Here is a 16,960-nt window from a genome sequence, read left to right as displayed (position 1 = left end):
GGAGTCCCGCTCGATGCCGCGCCGCCTGCTTCGCCTGTTCCCGAGTTTCGTCGCGCTGTTGGCGATGCTCGGCATGACCGCCTGCAGCGGCAAGCCCGAACCCGACGCCGCCCGGAACCTGACCATGAAGCCCTCCGTCACCTATCTGCACCTGCTGCGGCATACGCCGTTCTTCACCGCGCTGTCGACCGAACAACTGCAATGGACCATCGATCATTCGCGCGAATGGGAAGCCCAGGCCGGCGCCGTGATCGCCACCTGCGACGAGGCCGTCGACACCGATGCGCCCTACTGGATCCTGCTCGACGGCGGCTGGCGCGTCGAGGCACGCGATCGCGCGTTTCCGGCCGGGCACGCCGATCCCGGCAAATGGTTCAGTGCAACCGTGGCGGACGGTGCGTCCTGTCGGCTCGTCACCACCGAGACGAGCTACGTGATGCGCATCGAACGCCAGGAAATGCAGCAGATGCTGGCGCGCGGTTTCGGATTCGGCGCGCATCTCGAGGCGGGGGAGGCTTACTACCGGCGCTTGTTCGCCGGCGAGTGAGCCGGGCGCGCGATCACGATGCCCGCATCATGTCGGCATGGATCTTCGTGCCGGCATGACAATCCATGTCGCTTTTCGCGACATTGTTTCGTGTCGCCGAGCGAAACCGGTGCAGCCGCCCGAAGGCTCGGGCCAACTACACGAAACTCGACAAGATTGTTCCCGGCTTCCGCTCAACTTCCGAGGCTCGATGCCGTTAATCCTGCCGACAAATCAGGTTGCGCCCACACGCATGGCGCGCAACGCCTTGGGGAAGGAAGTCATGAACATACAGTCGGGTTCCGGCAATACCGCGGCCGGATCGATCTCGTCTGTCACCTCCACATCGCGTACCGGCAAGGGACGTGCGATGCGGACGGCGACGAGCCGATCGAACGCGACGGCACGCGCGGCCGTCAGTCATGCCGCGTCGACGCAGCACGCGTCGACGCAAAACACCGGCACGCAGCAGGGCAGCAAGACCGGCACGCAAAACGGCGGCAAGCCCGCCAGCAATTCGACCAGCACCGCGAACACCTCGAATACCGCGAACGGCTCGAAAGCCGCGAGCGGCGCGAATGGCTCGAAAGGCCGTAACAGCAGCAGTTCGATCACCGACGATCCGAACTGGCTGCCCAAGCTCAGGAAAAGCATCTCGGGCTGGCGCCAGCAACTGGCCGACGCGCACCATCGCTGGTGGGCCTCGCGCCACGATCGCGGCGCACGCAATGCCGCCCGCAAGGACGAGCGCACGCTGCAGGCGTCGATCGCCAGCGCGAACCAGTTCATCGATACCGAGTTGCGCAGCGAACGCATCCGCGTCGGCTCGAAGATCAACACCAGCGCCTGAGGCACGTGTCGACGGCCGCGCCATGCAATGCGCGGCCGCCGCGCCGTCTCTTCATCCGCCAGGAGAACCAGCATGATCATCCCGCCGGGATCCGCCAGTTACACGAGCGCCTTCGATACCTCATCCTCGGGCACCGGCAACGGCGACCGCGACAGGCAACGCCGGGCCGAGGCAGCGGCTGCGGCCAACGCGGCGAATGCTGCGAATGCGGCGTCTGCCGGCAAGGCGGCGCAGTCCGTGAGTTCCGCCGGTGCCATCGGCAACGATGCCGCCGGCAAGGCAGCGGCGGCGACGTCGCCGAACCCGGCTTCCACAGCAGCCACCACGGCCTCGACCAGCGCATCGAGCGACGCGAAGTCCTCGAATGCTTCCATGTCCTCAGGCATGTCACCCGCCGCGAGCACCGCGAAACCGGGCAAATCCGGCGGCGCGGCGGGCGCGAGCGGCAGCGGCCAGTCGAACAGCGGCATCGCCTTGATCGAGCAGGTGATCAAGCGGCTGGAGCAGATGCTCAAGCAGGTGGAGAAGCAGCTCGCGCAGGCCCACAACGAGACCGAGCGACAGGCCCTGCTGCAGGAGATCGAACTGATCAGCGGCCAGTTGCAGCAGGCGCTCGCGGCGCTGTCGAAGGCCATGAACGGCCAGACGGGCGGCGCGACCTCGGTGGACATCCACGCCTGAGCGGCGGCGCGGCTATTTCTCGATCATGGCATCGACGAAGCGCGCGGCACGACGGTCGAATTCCCGGAAATCCGCGCCGCAGGTCTTCCTGACGAGAAACCGGAACAGGTAGCGGCCGGCGACGACGTGCTCGAATTCGTCGTAGTTGGCCGACCATGCCCCGGTGTCCTGGACGCTGACGGTGTCGCCGAACGCATCGTCGACGACGCGCATCGGGGCGGGGCCGCCCCGACGGCGAGCCACCCGCTGGCGGCTCAGCCCCCGCGCGGCGCGAGCAGCCGCTCCGCCACGCCCACGATGTCGCGCATCGCGTGCTGCAAATGCTCGCGCAGCAGCGCGGCGCCGCCGCGCACGTCGCGCGCGCGGCTCAGCTCGATCATCTCCAGGTGCTCGCGACGCGTGTGTTCGCGAATCGGCACGTTCACCACCTGAAAACGGAAATAGCGCTCGTTGCGATCGTTGAGGCGGCGCAGCGTCTCGATCGCCAGATCCAGCCCCGAGGGCGCGTAGAGCGTTTCATGGAAACGCCAGTTCAACTGCCCCCAGGTGGTCTCGGTCGCCTCGTCCATCTGCAGGACCAGCGCGCGGGCGGCCTCGAAGGTCGTCTCGCTGGAGGCCGGCATCGCGCGGCCGAAGATCCAGGGTTCGAGGCGCAGGCGAATCTCGAAGGTCTCGCGCACCTCGTCGGCCGAGATCGCGCAGACATAGGCGCCCTTGTGCGGAATGATCGTCACGAAGCCCTCGCCCTGCAGGCGCGTGATCGCCTCGCGCACCGGCACGCGGCTCACGCCAAGTTCCTCGGCCAGCGCTTCCTGGCGCAGCGGCGCGCCGGGCGGCAGCTCGCCGCGCAGGATCTTGCCGCGGATCGCCTCCAGCGCGAGATCGACGGTGGTCGAACGGACCAGCTTGCCGGAGGACGGCGAGCGGGCAGGGGAGGAGCCGGGCGGCTCGGACAGGTCTTGCATCGTCATCGTGATTCCTGAATTACAGGCCAGATCATGCCACAGACAGTGCTTGACACCAAAAAACGCGTACAGCATATTGGATACAATCTACAGTGTTCAGGATATCGCAGCACGCTGACAGGTTCGATCCGGCCCCGCGGGCCGATCCCCCATCCTTTCAAGAGGTCAAGGCTCATGCGCTGGAGCAGGACATTTACGGTGGTGAACTGCCACGCCGAAGGCGAGGTCGGCAACGTGGTGACGGGTGGCGTGTTCGACGTGCCCGGCACCAGCATGTTCGAGAAGATGATGTACCTGGAGGAGCAGGCCGACGAACTGCGCCGCATCGCCATCTTCGAGCCGCGCGGCTCGGCGAACCAGAGCGTGAACTTCATCCTGCCGCCCACCGATCCGCGCGCGCAGATGGGCTACGTGATCGCCGAATCGACCGAATACCCGGCCATGTCGGGTTCGAACACCATGTGCGTGGCCACCGTGCTGCTCGAGACGGGCATCCTGCCGATGGTCGAGCCGGTCACCAACCTGCTGCTCGAATCGCCGGCCGGGCTGATCTCGATCCGCTGCGAATGCTCGAACGGGAAAGTCACCAAGGTCGAGTTCACCAACCAGCCGGCCTTCGCCAACCATCTCGACCAGATGATCGAGGTGGAGGGCGTGGGCACGCTGAAGGTGGACGTCGGCTACGGCGGCATGACCTACGTGATCGTCGACGCCGAGGCGCTCGGCTTCGGCATCACGCCCGACGAGGCGCGCGAGCTGTGCGAACTCGGCCAGATCATCAAGGCCGCCGCCGCCGAGCAACTGCCCTCGCCGCATCCGCTCAATCCCTACATCAAGGGCATCACGCAGACCGAATTCGTGCTGCCGGTGCGCCGCGAGAACGGCGTGCTGAAGTCGCGCAACACCGTGATCGTCTCGCCGGGCCGCTGCGATCGTTCGCCCTGCGGCACCGGCACCTCGGCGCGGCTCGCGGTGCTGCACGCGAAGGGGCTGATCAGCGTGGGCGAGACCTTCGTGCACGAGTCGATCATCGGCTCCCTCTTCGAAAGCCGCATCGCCTCGCTGACCAAGCTCGGCGATCGCCCCGCGGTGGTGCCGGTGGTATCGGGGCAAGCCTGGATCAGCGCGATCTCGCAGGTCGGCGTCGATCCGAGCGACCGCTTCCAGACCGGTTTCACGCTGTCGGATACCTGGCTCGAGGCCGTCGACGACAAGCTGATCAAGTCGCGCCGGTAAGCAGCAAGGCATCGATCGACCACGCGGCGCGAGCCGCGTATCGTCACGGAGGACACACCAAGGCACGGCAGGATCGGAACCGTGGGTTCCGCTCATTTTGTTATTGAGGATTCCGGATCGTTACGGCACCTGGAGCCAGGCCGCCGCCCCGGCTCTCCAGTTGTTGAACCAACCCGTAGGACATGACATGAACAATCTGACCAAGGCAGTGGCAGCGTGCAGTCTTTGCGTGGCGTCGGCGTGGGCGATGGCCGACTCGACCGTGACGATCGGGCTTTCCGGCCCGCTGACGGGCCCCCAGGCCGGCAGCGGCAAGGACAACGAGAACGGGGCGAAGCTGGCGATCGCCGATCTCGATGCGAAGGGCATCACGGTGGGCGGGCAGACGGTCAAGCTCGCACTCGATTCGGAGGACGACCAGGGCGACCCGAAGGTGGGCGTGCAGATCGCCCAGAAGCTGGCCGACAGCCATGCGCTGGCGGTGCTCGGTCCGAACAACTCGGGCGTGGCGATTCCCGCCTCGCGGATCTACCAGAACGCCGGCGTGGCGACGCTGCCGGTGGCCACCAACCCGGCGCTGACCGCGCAGGGCTACAACACGATCTTCCGGATCGGCGCGAGCGACGCGCAGCTCGGCAGCTCGATGGCCGATTTCGCGCAGAAGGTGCTGAAGGCGAAGAAGGTGGCGGTGATCGACGATCGCACCGCCTATGGCCAGGGTCTGGCGCAGGAGTTCATCAGCGAGGCGCAGAAGATCGGCCTGACCGTGGTCGGGCGCGAGTTCACCAACTCGAACGCGGTGGATTTCCGCGCGATCCTGACCAACCTGAAGGAGAAGGCGCCCGACGCGATCTTCTACGGCGGTTACTCGGCGCAGGCGGGCCCGATGCTCAAGCAGATGCGCTCGATGGCGATTCCGGCCAAGCTGCTCGGCGGCGACGGCATGTGCTCGGCCGAGCTGCCGCAACTGGCCGGCGACGCCTCGGTCGACGCCTACTGCGCGCAGGGCGGCACCGCGCTCGACAAGACGCCGGCCGGCCATGCCTTCGTGCAGCGCTACAAGTCGACCTATCACGTCGACATGCTGGTGTATGCGGCGAACTTCTACGACGGCGTGATGATGATCGCCAAGGCGATGCAGGCCACCGGCAGCACCACCGATCGCGCCAAGATCCGCGGCTACCTGGCGGGCATCGAATACGACGGCATCGCCGGCCATTATTCGTTCGACGCCAACGGCAACCTGAAAGGCGCGCCGACCACCGTCTACACCTTCCGCAAGAACACCCTCACGCCATACTGAGCGCGTATCCGGATGAACGGCGATTCATCCGGTCAAGCGGGGCGGCGTTCGCGCGCCGGTGCCCCCCGCGGGCTGCGAGGTGACGGCGGGCACTCCCCCCGCCTGCCGTCACCAAGCGGTTTTCCTGCTGGTTTCTTTTCCTTCCCGGGATTCAGAACGAAGGTGGATGGCCTGGCGAGCCGTCGTGCGTCGCCGCGTCGAGCAGCTCGGCCGCCGCGATTTCCGCCGCGTCGCTCGCTTCCCCCGGCACCTCCTCCGCCGCGCCCCCTTTCTCCCGATACGCCGCCGGCGTCGCCCCGAACTGCTTGCGGAACTCGCGCCCGAGATGCGAGGCATCGGAGAAGCCGCAACTGGTGGCGATATCGGCCACGGTGCGATCCGAGCTGGTCAGCAGCCACGCGGCGGTGCGCAGCCGGACCTGCTTGGCGAAGGCCTGAGGGCTCTTGCCGGTTTCGGCCTTGAACAGCCGCTCGAGCTGCCGCGCCGACAGATCCAGCTTGCAGGCCAGCTCGTCGAGCGGCAGCGCGCGCCCGACATGCTGCTCCATCAGCAGGATCGCGCGCTTGACCTTCGGGTGCGTGGCCGGCTCCAGCCCCGGCGGATGCGGCTGCGGGGCGTTGCCCTTCTGCATCTCGCCCACCAGCAGGATGCGCAGCGCCTTCTGCACGGTGGCGTGATCGAAGTGGCGCAGCAGGATCGCGGCGGCCACGTCGATCGAGGCGCGCCCGCCCGAGCAGGTGATGCGGCGCCGGTCGATCACGAACAGCCGGTCGGCGATCAGCCGCTCGGCGTCGACGTTCGGGAAGCGCTCGATGAAATCCCAGTAGTGGAACCAGCTCACGCAGATCCGGTGCGCGTCCAGCACGCCGGCACGCATCAGCGCGAACACGCCGGTGCAGATCCCCACCACGTTGGCGCCGCCCTCGGCCGCGCGCCGGATGAACTGCAGCGCCTCGGGGCTCGCCTGCGGCCCGGAATGCAGCAGCCCGCCCACCACCACCACGTAGTCGTATGGCTCGCCGCCGGCGTCGAAGGTCTCCCAGGGCGTGATCTGGATCCCGCAACTGGCGCGCACCGGCGCCAGCGTGTCGCCGATCACGCTCCAGGCGCAGCGCACCGGCTTGCTGTAGTCGCCGTCGTCGGCCGACAGCCGCAGCATGTCGACGAAGCCGGAAAAGGCGGTCAGCGTGAAATTCGGCAGCAGCACGATGCCGAAGCGCAGCCGGGTGGGGGCCGGGTCGGCGGAGAGGAGCGAGGCGGGCAGGTCGGGCGTCATTGCGGCGTGTTCAGGGAAAGCGAGAAGCCGGGGGCGCCCCGGCCGGTGGCGGCGCCCCGTGTGTCGAGCGTCGCCGATCGCCGGCGGGCGGACTTGCGTTTTTCCGTCGCGAATCATCGCCAAAACGCACAATCCGGCCCCGCCGGCGCTGGGGTGGCGGCGGCATCCCACTTCGATGCCGGTTTTGTTCTATCGGCGGATTTTACGCTTTGATGTACTGACGCCATTGTCCAATTCCCGCGTTTCCACCGGAGAAGCTCCCAGATGAACGTCAGCGTTTTCGATCTGTTCAAGATCGGCATCGGCCCGTCGAGCTCGCACACGGTCGGCCCGATGATCGCGGCATGCCGGTTCGCCTCGCATGTCGAGGACGCCAACCTGCTGGCCTTCGTGCGGCGCGTGCGGGTCGAGCTGTACGGCTCGCTCGGCGCCACCGGCAAGGGCCACGGCACCGACAAGGCGGTCCTGCTGGGCCTGGAAGGACACCTGCCCGACCTGATCGACCCGGACCTGATCGAGCCTCGCCTGAAGGCGATCCGCGCCGAGAAGACCCTTTCCCTGCTGGGTCGGCGCTCGGTGCGCTTCGAGGAGAAGGAGGACATCGGCTTCTATCGCCGCATGATGGCCGGCACCAGCGTGGTCCACCCGAACGGGATGCGCTTCCAGGCCTTCGACGAGAACGGCCAGTTGCTGGTGGAGAAGGAGTATTACTCGGTCGGCGGCGGCTTCGTGGTGAACCGCGACGGCGACCGCGTCAACGGCGTGCGCGCGGCGGCCGAGGTGCCGTACCCGTTCCGCACCGGCGACGACCTGCTGCGCGCGAGCCGCGAGAGCGGCCTGTCGATCGCCGAGCTGACCTTCCGCAACGAATGCGCGCTGCGCCCGGCCGAGGAAGTGCGTGCCGGCCTGCTGGCGATCTGGAACACCATGGCGGCCTGCGTCGAGCGCGGCTGCAAGGTGGAGGGCGAGCTGCCGGGCCCGATGCGCGTCAAGCGCCGCGCCGCCGAGCTTTACCGCCGCCTGCGCAACCGCTCCGAGGAATCGCTGCGCGATCCGCTGTCGATGCTCGACTGGGTCAATCTCTACGCGATGGCCGTCAACGAGGAGAACGCCGCGGGCGGGCGCGTGGTGACGGCCCCCACCAACGGCGCGGCCGGCGTGATCCCGGCGGTGCTGCATTACTACGTGAAGTTCGTGCCGGGCTCCAACGAGCAGGGAATCATCGACTTCCTGCTGACCGCCGCCGCGATCGGGATCATCTACAAGGAAACCGCCTCCATCTCGGGCGCCGAGGTGGGCTGCCAGGGCGAGGTGGGGGTGGCCTGCTCGATGGCCGCCGCCGCGCTGGCGGCCGTGATGGGCGGCAACCCCGACCAGGTCGAGAACGCCGCCGAGATCGGCATGGAGCACAACCTCGGCATGACCTGCGACCCGGTGGGCGGGCTGGTGCAGATCCCCTGCATCGAGCGCAACGCGATGGGCGCGATCAAGGCGCTGAACGCCTCGCGCATGGCGCTCAAGGGCGACGGCACGCATTACGTGTCGCTCGACTCGGTGATCAAGACCATGCGCGAGACCGGCGCCGACATGAAGACGAAATACAAGGAAACGTCCCGCGGCGGCCTCGCCGTGAACGTCATCGAGTGCTAAAGGAAGGTACCTGGAAATGAGCCGCTACTCCGTATTCAGCCTGTTCCGCAACGGCCTGTCGTACCACGAGAACTGGGAACGCCAGTGGAAGAGCCCCGAACCGAAGAAGGAATACGACGTGGTGATCGTCGGCGGCGGCGGGCACGGCCTGGCCACCGCCTACTACCTCGCCAAGGAGCACGGCATCACCAACGTGGCGATCCTCGAGAAGGGCTGGATCGGCGGCGGCAACACCGCGCGCAACACCACCATCGTGCGCTCGAACTATCTGTGGGACGAATCGGCCGGCCTCTATGAAAAGGCCATGAAGCTCTGGGAAGGGCTTTCGCAGGACCTCAACTACAACGTCATGTTCAGCCAGCGCGGCGTGATGAACCTCGCGCACACGCTGCAGGACGTGCGCGACACGCAGCGCCGCGTCAACGCCAACCGCCTGAACGGGGTGGATGCCGAGTTCCTCACGCCCGCGCAGATCAAGGAAATCGAGCCGACCATCAACCTCAACAGCCGCTACCCGGTGCTGGGCGCCTCGATCCAGCGGCGCGGCGGCGTGGCCCGCCACGACGCGGTGGCCTGGGGCTTCGCGCGCGGTGCCGACCGCGCCGGCGTGGACATCATCCAGAACTGCCAGGTGGTCGGCATCCGCCGCGACGGCGACCGCGTGACCGGCGTCGATACCGTCAAGGGCTTCATCAAGGCCAAGAAGGTGGCGGTGGTGGCGGCCGGCAACACCACCACGCTGGCCGACATGGCCGGCGTGCGCCTGCCGATCGAGAGCCACCCGCTGCAGGCGCTGGTGTCCGAGCCGATCAAGCCGGTGGTCAACACGGTGGTGATGTCGAACGCGGTGCACGCCTACATCAGCCAGTCCGACAAGGGGGATCTCGTGATCGGCGCCGGCATCGACCAGTACACCGGCTTCGGCCAGCGCGGCAGCTTCCAGATCATCGAGGGCACGCTGGAGGCGATCGTCGAGATGTTCCCGGTGTTCTCGCGCGTGCGCATGAACCGCCAGTGGGGCGGCATCGTCGACGTCTCGCCCGACGCCTGCCCGATCATCAGCAAGACCGACGTCAAGGGCCTCTATTTCAACTGCGGCTGGGGTACCGGCGGCTTCAAGGCCACGCCCGGCTCGGGCTGGTGCTACGCGCACACCATCGCGCGCGACGAACCGCATCCGCTGAACGCGCCCTTCGCGCTGGACCGCTTCTACAGCGGCCACCTGATCGACGAGCACGGCGCCGCCGCCGTCGCCCACTGAGCCACCACCACGAGGAGAACCGAACATGCTGCTGATCAACTGCCCGTGGTGCGGACCGCGTGCCGAATCCGAATTCTCGTGCGGCGGCGAGGCCGATATCGCCCGTCCGCTCGACACCGACGCGCTGTCGGACCGCGAATGGGGCGACTACCTGTTCATGCGCGAGAACCCGCGCGGCGTGCATCGCGAGCAATGGCTGCACACGCAAGGCTGCCGCCGCTGGTTCAAGGCGACGCGCGATACGGTGAGCTACGAAATCCAGGGCTACGAGACGTTCGGCGTGCCCGCACACGACGCACAAGAGGGCAACACCAAATGAGCCAGAAAGACCGCCTCGGCGCGGGTGGCCGGATCAACCGCGCGATTCCGCTGACCTTCACGTTCAACGGCCGCACCTACCAGGGTTTCCAGGGCGACACGCTGGCCTCGGCGCTGCTCGCCAACGGCGTGCACTTCGTGGCGCGCAGCTTCAAGTACCACCGCCCGCGCGGCATCGTGACGGCCGACGTGGCCGAGCCGAACGCGATGGTGCAACTGGAGACCGGTGCCTACACGGTGCCGAACGCGCGCGCCACCGAGATCGAGCTGTACCAGGGGCTGGTGGCCTCGAGCGTCAACGCGGTGCCCTCGCTCGAGCACGACCGCATGGCGATCAACCAGAAGTTCGCGCGCTTCATGCCGGCCGGCTTCTACTACAAGACCTTCATGTGGCCGCGCAAGTTCTGGCCCAAGTACGAGGAGAAGATCCGCGAGGCGGCCGGCCTGGGCAAGGCGCCCGAGGCGCTCGACGCCGATCGCTACGACAAGCAGTTCGCGCATTGCGACGTGCTGGTGGTGGGCGGCGGGCCCACGGGCCTGGCGGCCGCGCATGCGGCGGCGGTCAGCGGCGCGCGCGTGATCCTGGTCGACGACCAGCGCGAGCTGGGCGGCAGCCTGCTGTCCTGCCGCGCCGAGATCGACGGCCGGCCCGCGCTGCAATGGGTCGAGAAGATCGAGGGCGAGCTGGCCAAGCTGCCCGACGTGAAGATCCTCACGCGCAGCACCGCCTTCGGCTACCAGGACCACAATCTCGTCACCATCACCCAGCGCCTGACCGAGCACCTGCCGGTGTCGATGCGCAAGGGCAGCCGCGAGCTGCTGTGGAAGGTCCGCGCCAAGCGCGTGATCCTCGCCACCGGCGCGCAGGAGCGGCCGATCGTGTTCGGCAACAACGACCTGCCGGGCGTGATGCTGGCCGGCGCGGTGTCGACCTACGTGAACCGCTACGGCGTGCTGCCGGGCCGCGAGGCGGTGGTGTTCACCAATAACGACCGTGGCTACCAGGCCGCGCTGGACCTCAAGGCGCACGGCGCCAAGGTCACCGTGGTGGATTCGCGCGCGGCCGGCAACGGCGCGCTGCCGGCCGCCGCCAAGCGGCACGGCATCGCGGTGCTGAACGGCTCGGTGGTCACCAGCGCGAGCGGCAAGCTGCGCGTGCAATCGGTGGAGGTGGCCGGCTACGCGAACGGCAAGGTGGGCGCGCGCGGCGCCACGCTGTCCTGCGACCTGCTGGCGATGTCGGGCGGCTACAGCCCGGTGCTGCACCTGTTCGCGCAATCGGGCGGCAAGGCCCACTGGCATGACGAGAAGGCCTGCTTCGTGCCGGGCAAGGCGATGCAGCCCGAGACCAGCATCGGCGCGGCGGCCGGCGAGTTCTCGCTGGCGCGCGGCCTGCGCCTGGCGGTCGACGCCGGCGTGGACGCGGCCAAGGCGGCCGGTTTCAACGCCGCCCAGCGCCCCGTCGCGCCGCAGGCGACCGACGCCGCCGAGGCGCCGCTCGAGCCGCTCTGGCTGGTCGGCAGCGGCGAGCAGGTGACGCGCGGGCCGAAGCGCTTCGTCGATTTCCAGAACGACGTGGGCGCGGCCGATATCCTGCTGGCGGCGCGCGAGGGTTTCGAGTCGGTCGAGCACGTCAAGCGCTACACGGCGATGGGCTTCGGCACCGATCAGGGCAAGCTCGGCAACATCAACGGCATGGCGATCCTGGCGCAGGCGCTCGGCAAGACCATTCCCGAAACCGGCACCACCACCTTCCGGCCCAACTACACGCCGGTCACCTTCGGCACCTTCGCGGGTCGCGAGCTCGGCGATTTCCTCGATCCGATCCGCAAGACCTGCATCCACGAATGGCATGTCGAGCACGGCGCGCTGTTCGAGGACGTCGGCAACTGGAAGCGCCCCTGGTACTTCCCGAGGAACGGCGAGGACCTGCACGCGGCGGTGGCGCGCGAGTGCCTGGCGGTGCGCAACAGCGTCGGCATCCTCGATGCCTCGACGCTCGGCAAGATCGACATCCAGGGGCCGGACTCGGTCAAGCTGCTGAACTGGATGTACACCAACCCCTGGGGCAAGCTCGAGGTGGGCCGCGCCCGCTACGGGCTGATGCTCGACGAGAACGGCATGGTGTTCGACGACGGCGTGACGGTGCGCCTGGGCGAGCAGCACTACATGATGACCACCACCACCGGCGGCGCCGCGCGCGTGCTGACCTGGATGGAGCGCTGGCTGCAGACCGAATGGCCCGACATGAAGGTGCGCCTGTCGTCGGTGACGGACCATTGGGCCACCTTCGCGGTGGTCGGCCCGAACAGCCGCAAGGTGGTGCAGAAGGTCTGCCAGGACATCGACTTCGCCAACGCGGCCTTCCCGTTCATGAGCTATCGCGACGGCACCGTGGCCGGCGCCAGGGCGCGCGTGATGCGGATCAGCTTCTCGGGCGAGCTGGCCTATGAAGTCAACGTGCCGGCCAATGCGGGGCGCGCGGTGTGGGAGGCGATCATGACCGCCGGCGCCGAGTTCGACATCACGCCCTACGGCACCGAAACCATGCACGTGCTGCGCGCCGAGAAGGGCTACATCATCGTCGGCCAGGACACCGACGGCTCGATCACGCCGCACGACCTCGGCATGAGCGGCCTGGTGGCGAAATCGAAGGACTTCCTGGGCCGGCGCTCGCTGTCGCGCTCGGATACCACCAAGTCCAACCGCAAGCAGTTCGTCGGCCTGCTGACCGACGACCCGGCCACCGTGCTGGAGGAAGGCGGCCAGATCGTCGAGCCCAATGCCACGGCCAACGCCGAGGGGCTGACGCCGATGATCGGCCACGTCACTTCCAGCTACTACAGCCCGATCCTCAAGCGCTCGATCGCGCTGGCGGTGGTGAAGGGCGGCCTGAGCAAGATGGGCGAGTCGGTGGCGATCTCGCTGGCCAACGGGCGCAAGATCAACGCCAGGATCACGAGCCCGGTTTTCTATGACACCGAAGGGGTACGTCAGAATGTGGAATGAAACGCGCAACCAGTCCTCGGTGGCCTCGCAGGCGGCCGGCCCGCGGCTCGAATCGCCGCTGATCGGCGCCCAGGACGTGCTCAAGCCCCACCAGGCCCGCGCCTCGCAGAAGTTCCAGCTGCGCGAGCGGCCCTTCCTCGATCTCGTCAACGTGCGCGGCGAGTTGTCGGATCCGGCCTTCGTGGAGGCCTTCGAGCGCGTGGTCGGCTGCCAGCCGCCGGCCAGGCCGAACACGGTGGCGCGCGGCGCCGACTACGACGTGCTCTGGCTCGGTCCCGACGAGTGGCTGGTGCGCTCGAACGGGCCAGTGGCCGCCGGCCTGCTGGAAGGCAAGCTGGCGCCGGCGCTGGTCGGGCTCTACGCGGCCGCGGTCGATATCGGCAGCGGCTACACGGTGCTGGAGATCAGCGGCGAACGCGTGCGCGACGTGCTCGCGCGCGGCTGCCCGCTGGACCTGCATCCGCGCCTGTTCGGCGTCGGCCAATGCGCGCAGAGCCACTACTTCAAGGCCTCGCTGACCCTGCTGCCGACCGGCGAGCAGAGCTACGACCTGGTGATCCGCCGCAGCTTCGCCGACTACTTCTGCCGGATCATGCTCGACGCCGCGGCGCCGCTGGTCTCATGAAGCCGGTCGACGATCCGTTCGCGGCGCTCGGTACTGCCCGCGCCAAGGGGCGCGGCTGGAGCGTGTTCATCGAGGAGCTGAAGGTGCCGGCGCGGATCGGCATCCACGCGCACGAGCACGAGGCGCCGCAGCCGATCGTGATCGACGCGCGGCTCGGCTATCGCTGCGAGCCGGTCGAGCAGGGCGCGATCGGCTTCGTCGACTACGACGGCTACTGCGCGCGCGTCGCCGCCTGGCTCGCGCACAAGCCCCATACGCGCCTGCTCGAGACGCTGGTGGTCGAGCTGGCGGCGCTGTCCTTCGAGGAATGGCCGGCGCTGGAAGCGGTCACGCTGTCGATGCACAAGCCGAAGATCCGGCCCGGCACGCGGCGCGTCGGTGTCGAGCTGGACTGGACGCGGGCCGATTACCTGGCCTGGCGCGAGGCGGTCGAGGCGCGTCGGCGCGGGGCGGGCATCGCTGCGCGGGTGGGCGGCACGGGAAGTCTCGGCGCGGACTTCACCGCGCATTGAGCGGCGCTCGCGCCGGCGGGCTTGCCGGCATCAGTGCGCGGCGAGCCGGCTCGACTGGCTTTCGAGTTCGCGCAGGCGCGCGACGATGTCGTCGAGCTGGGTGCGCTCGGCATCCTGCAGCCCGCCGCGTGCCAGCACCGCCTCGAGTCGCGCGAGCCAGAGGGCGATCCGAGCCGGCTCGCCGGGCGTGAGCCGCGCCACCAGTTGCTCGAGCGTGGACAGGTCGGCCTCGATGGCCGTCGGTGCTGCGTCGTCCGTTGCTGAGTCCTCGTTACGATCGCCTGGCATGGTGTCCTCGGTCTGTTGCTGGGTTGGCGCCTCGATGGTGATTGGCGCCGCGTCGCGGGGCCGGTCTCTCAGGCCGGCAAGACGATGCCCGGCCGTGGCCGGGCATTCGCGATATTGTGGTCGAAGCGGATGACGCTGGCGAGACACGCGAGCGAAAAACGGCCCGAATGTCCCCTCCAGTGCGTCATCCTCATCCTGTCATCGCCATTGCATCGTTGCGCGGGCGTGCTCAGTGATGGTCCTTGTTGCGCATCGCATCCTTCGCGGCGTCCTTGACGTCGCCATAACCCTTGCGGGCCTCGCCCTCGGCCTGCTGGAGATCGCCCTTGACCTCCTGCTTGGTATTGCCGGTGGCCTTGCCGACCGCCTCGTTGACCTTGCCCTTCACTTGCTCGGCCGTGCCCTTGATGTGTTCCTTGTTCATGATTCACCTCCAGGTTTGAGTGCTTGCAGATCAGCTTGTTGACGGATCGACGCCCGCCGTCACGGGTACCCACTTCCTTGCCGCGCGCCGCTGGCGGCGCGCGGGCGTGACGCTCAGTTCACGTTTTTCTTCTTCAGCTCCGGCGGCAGCCCTTCGAGCAGATCCGCCATCTCGTCGGCGTGTTCCTCCTCGACCGCGAGGATCTGCTCGAACAGGCGGCGCGTGGTCGGATCGCGATCGCCGATGTACTGGACCATCTCGCGGTAGCTGTCGATCGCGATCCGCTCGGCCACCAGGTCCTCGTTGATCATCTCGACCAGGGTGCTGCCTTCCACGTACTCGGCGTGGCTGCGCTGCGCAAGCTGGTTCGGCGCGAGATCGGGGCTGCCGCCGAGCTGGACGATGCGCGCCGCGATCATGTCGGCATGGCTCTGTTCCTCGTTCGAGTGCGCGAGGAATTCCTCGGCGATGCCCGACGAGTGGATGCCCTTGGCCATGAAGTGATGGCGCCGGTAGCGCAGCATGCAGACGATCTCGGTGGCCAGCGCCTCGTTGAGCAGGCGCAGCACCGTCTCGCGGTCCGCGTGGTAGCCGGCGGTCACGGCGCCTTCGTCGACATGCTGGCGGGCGCGTTCGCGCAGGGTTTTCACATCCGTCAATTGCGTGTTGTGGGCCATCGCAGTTCCTCTTTGTCGGTCTGTCGAATAAGACGGCGGCTGGCGTTTCGCCTGGGGCGAAGCCGGCTGCCTCCGGCGAGGATCAAGCAGGAGCCGTGCCTGTCCGGGCATGCAGGCGCTGACGGCGCGATGCCACGGGGCTTCGCGGGCATGGCGGGCTGACGGGCGTGCTTGCGTGGCGAGGGTGCAGGCAAGCCTGGCGGGAAGGGCTTTGTAATTTGTACAGGCGCGAGCATCGAGGCGCATTTCGGCGTGCCGGGGCGCTTATTTGCCCTGGCGCGAGCGGGCGGTGGGCCGCGTTTGCCGTGTTTTCGTCGATTGCGGTGGCCTCGCCGCCAGCGAGGGCGAGCGCTCCTCCAGCGCCGGTGCCGCCTCCCGCTCACGCTCCGCGCGCCCGGCACCGGCGAACTGCTGCCGGTAGGCCAGCGGCGTGAGCGCCCTGGCCGCCTTGAACTGCCGGTTGAAATTCGCCGCGTTCGGAAAGCCCGAGCGCTCGGCGATCACCGAGACCGGCATGCGCGTATCGGTCAGCAGCCGGCAGGCATGGCCGATCCGCACGCGCGTGATGTAGCGGCCGACGCTCTCGCCGAGATGGCGCGTGAACTGGCGCGTCAGCGAGCGCTCGGACAGGCCTGCGGCCCTGGCCAGCGCGGCCAGTTGCAGCGGCCGCGCGAACTGCGTGTCGATCAGCGCCAGCACGCGGTCGAGCCGCCCCGCCTCGGGGCTGGCGCGCGCGCCCTCGGCCGCGCCGAAGGCGCTGGGCGCGGCCAGCGAGGCCGCCGGCGCCGCCGCCAGCCGGTGCAGCACCTCCAGCACCGCCGCCAGCCGCCGCTGCGGCTCGGAAGACAGCAGCGCGTCGAGCCGCTCGCGCATCGCCGCGCCGGCCCCGTCCTCGAAATGCAGCCCGCAAGCGGCTCGCCGCAGCAGATCGCGCAGGACGTTATGTTCGGGGCAGACGTCGGCGAGCCGCTCGATCCAGTCGCCGTCGAACCAGACCACGATCGCGACCTGCGCCGCCGCCGTGTCGATCGAGCGGTTCGAGGCCCAGGTGTGCGGCAGGTTGGGCGGCACCAGCACCAAGTCGTCGGCGCCGTAGGCGGCCACCGAATCGCCGATATAGCGCTTGCCCTGGCTGTTCAGGGTCAGCGTCAGTTCGTACTCCGGATGGTGATGCCACTCGAAGGGGATCCGCGACAGCCGGCGATGGTAGATCCGCACCGAGCAGCCCGGGCCGAAATCGACATGTTCGTAAGCGGGCTTCATGGCCGGATCCGCAATGAGAATGGCGGGATCGTATCACTTCCGTCCACCGTGCCGACATACGATCCGTCTCACCCACAACAGCAGACGGAGACGACA

19 protein-coding genes are annotated in these 16,960 nt (G+C 68.1%); 11 read left to right on the top strand and 8 right to left on the bottom strand.

Annotated elements, in window-relative coordinates:
• Window positions 1-13: 13 nt before the first annotated feature.
• Entirely contained in the window at window positions 14-547 is a 534-nt protein-coding gene (locus tag FB600_RS28450; protein WP_098182567.1) for a hypothetical protein, read from the top strand.
• A 37-nt stretch (window positions 548-584) separates the two neighbouring features.
• Window positions 585-1,376 (top strand): hypothetical protein, encoded by a 792-nt coding sequence (locus tag FB600_RS28445; RefSeq protein WP_124076810.1) that lies wholly within the window; start codon window positions 585-587, stop codon window positions 1,374-1,376.
• Window positions 1,377-1,474: 98 nt separating this feature from the next.
• Here FB600_RS28445 and FB600_RS28440 read toward each other — a convergent pair whose 3' ends face one another.
• Window positions 1,475-1,846, bottom strand: a complete 372-nt coding sequence (locus FB600_RS28440) for a hypothetical protein (protein WP_145757739.1) — start codon at window positions 1,844-1,846, stop codon at window positions 1,475-1,477.
• Window positions 1,847-1,850: 4 nt separating this feature from the next.
• Here FB600_RS28440 and FB600_RS28435 point away from each other — a divergent pair, with 4 nt between their 5' ends.
• Complete coding sequence (locus FB600_RS28435; RefSeq protein ID WP_045577432.1) at window positions 1,851-2,057, top strand: hypothetical protein; 207 nt, start codon at window positions 1,851-1,853, stop codon at window positions 2,055-2,057.
• Between the two features lie 12 nt (window positions 2,058-2,069).
• Here FB600_RS28435 and FB600_RS28430 read toward each other — a convergent pair whose 3' ends face one another.
• Together FB600_RS28430 and FB600_RS28425 are read right to left on the bottom strand one after the other, a co-directional pair.
• The gene (locus FB600_RS28430; protein ID WP_096752581.1) at window positions 2,070-2,270 is read right to left on the bottom strand and encodes a hypothetical protein; all 201 of its coding nucleotides are present in this window, start codon (window positions 2,268-2,270) and stop codon (window positions 2,070-2,072) included.
• A 41-nt stretch (window positions 2,271-2,311) separates the two neighbouring features.
• Complete coding sequence (locus FB600_RS28425; protein ID WP_017917952.1) at window positions 2,312-3,028, bottom strand: GntR family transcriptional regulator; 717 nt, start codon at window positions 3,026-3,028, stop codon at window positions 2,312-2,314.
• 168 nt (window positions 3,029-3,196) lie between these two features.
• Between FB600_RS28425 and FB600_RS28420 the strand changes: the two genes are divergently transcribed.
• Window positions 3,197-4,258, top strand: a complete 1,062-nt coding sequence (locus FB600_RS28420; RefSeq protein WP_047838017.1) for a proline racemase family protein — start codon at window positions 3,197-3,199, stop codon at window positions 4,256-4,258.
• 187 nt (window positions 4,259-4,445) lie between these two features.
• Window positions 4,446-5,561 carry a branched-chain amino acid ABC transporter substrate-binding protein gene (locus FB600_RS28415; protein WP_096752582.1) on the top strand — a complete coding sequence of 372 codons (1,116 nt, stop codon included), beginning with the start codon at window positions 4,446-4,448 and terminating at the stop codon, window positions 5,559-5,561.
• 151 nt (window positions 5,562-5,712) lie between these two features.
• On the opposite strand, the gene FB600_RS28410 is transcribed toward FB600_RS28415, so the two are convergent.
• Window positions 5,713-6,837 carry a GlxA family transcriptional regulator gene (locus FB600_RS28410; protein ID WP_098151716.1) on the bottom strand — a complete coding sequence of 375 codons (1,125 nt, stop codon included), beginning with the start codon at window positions 6,835-6,837 and terminating at the stop codon, window positions 5,713-5,715.
• A 264-nt stretch (window positions 6,838-7,101) separates the two neighbouring features.
• Between FB600_RS28410 and FB600_RS28405 the strand changes: the two genes are divergently transcribed.
• Genes FB600_RS28405 through FB600_RS28380 form a run of 6 tightly spaced genes read left to right on the top strand, consistent with a single transcriptional unit; the run spans window position 7,102 to window position 14,212 of the window.
• Window positions 7,102-8,487 (top strand): L-serine ammonia-lyase, encoded by a 1,386-nt coding sequence (locus FB600_RS28405; protein ID WP_096752583.1) that lies wholly within the window; start codon window positions 7,102-7,104, stop codon window positions 8,485-8,487.
• A gap of 16 nt (window positions 8,488-8,503) precedes the next feature.
• A complete protein-coding gene (locus FB600_RS28400; protein WP_013689471.1) occupies window positions 8,504-9,748 on the top strand; it encodes a sarcosine oxidase subunit beta family protein in 1,245 nt (414 codons plus the stop codon).
• Between the two features lie 25 nt (window positions 9,749-9,773).
• Window positions 9,774-10,067, top strand: a complete 294-nt coding sequence (locus FB600_RS28395) for a sarcosine oxidase subunit delta (protein WP_013689472.1) — start codon at window positions 9,774-9,776, stop codon at window positions 10,065-10,067.
• On the top strand, window positions 10,064-13,075 hold the full coding sequence (locus FB600_RS28390) for a sarcosine oxidase subunit alpha family protein (protein ID WP_145757740.1): 3,012 nt from the start codon (window positions 10,064-10,066) through the stop codon (window positions 13,073-13,075). The genes FB600_RS28395 and FB600_RS28390 overlap by 4 nt, the downstream gene beginning before the upstream one ends.
• Window positions 13,065-13,700, top strand: coding sequence for a sarcosine oxidase subunit gamma (locus FB600_RS28385; RefSeq protein ID WP_013689474.1), 636 nt, complete (start codon window positions 13,065-13,067; stop codon window positions 13,698-13,700). Before FB600_RS28390 ends, FB600_RS28385 begins: the two co-directional genes overlap by 11 nt.
• Window positions 13,697-14,212 (top strand): dihydroneopterin aldolase, encoded by a 516-nt coding sequence (locus FB600_RS28380; protein WP_046580454.1) that lies wholly within the window; start codon window positions 13,697-13,699, stop codon window positions 14,210-14,212. Before FB600_RS28385 ends, FB600_RS28380 begins: the two co-directional genes overlap by 4 nt.
• Before the next feature lie 30 nt (window positions 14,213-14,242).
• Here FB600_RS28380 and FB600_RS28375 read toward each other — a convergent pair whose 3' ends face one another.
• The 4 genes from FB600_RS28375 to FB600_RS28360 form a co-directional block, all read right to left on the bottom strand.
• Entirely contained in the window at window positions 14,243-14,500 is a 258-nt protein-coding gene (locus FB600_RS28375; RefSeq protein ID WP_036040402.1) for a hypothetical protein, read from the bottom strand.
• Between the two features lie 229 nt (window positions 14,501-14,729).
• Window positions 14,730-14,924 (bottom strand): CsbD family protein, encoded by a 195-nt coding sequence (locus tag FB600_RS28370; RefSeq protein WP_025101254.1) that lies wholly within the window; start codon window positions 14,922-14,924, stop codon window positions 14,730-14,732.
• A 113-nt stretch (window positions 14,925-15,037) separates the two neighbouring features.
• Window positions 15,038-15,601, bottom strand: a complete 564-nt coding sequence (locus tag FB600_RS28365; protein WP_013689478.1) for a bacterioferritin — start codon at window positions 15,599-15,601, stop codon at window positions 15,038-15,040.
• A gap of 264 nt (window positions 15,602-15,865) precedes the next feature.
• Window positions 15,866-16,864: a helix-turn-helix domain-containing protein gene (locus FB600_RS28360; RefSeq protein ID WP_145757741.1), complete on the bottom strand. Its 999-nt coding sequence runs from the start codon at window positions 16,862-16,864 to the stop codon at window positions 15,866-15,868.
• Window positions 16,865-16,960: the final 96 nt, after the last annotated feature.

This window comes from Burkholderia sp. SJZ089, assembly GCF_007828315.1.
GTDB lineage: Bacteria > Pseudomonadota > Gammaproteobacteria > Burkholderiales > Burkholderiaceae > Burkholderia > Burkholderia gladioli.
The sequence above is the reverse complement of the archived record's forward strand: the minus strand, read 5'-3'. Positions and strand labels throughout refer to the sequence as shown.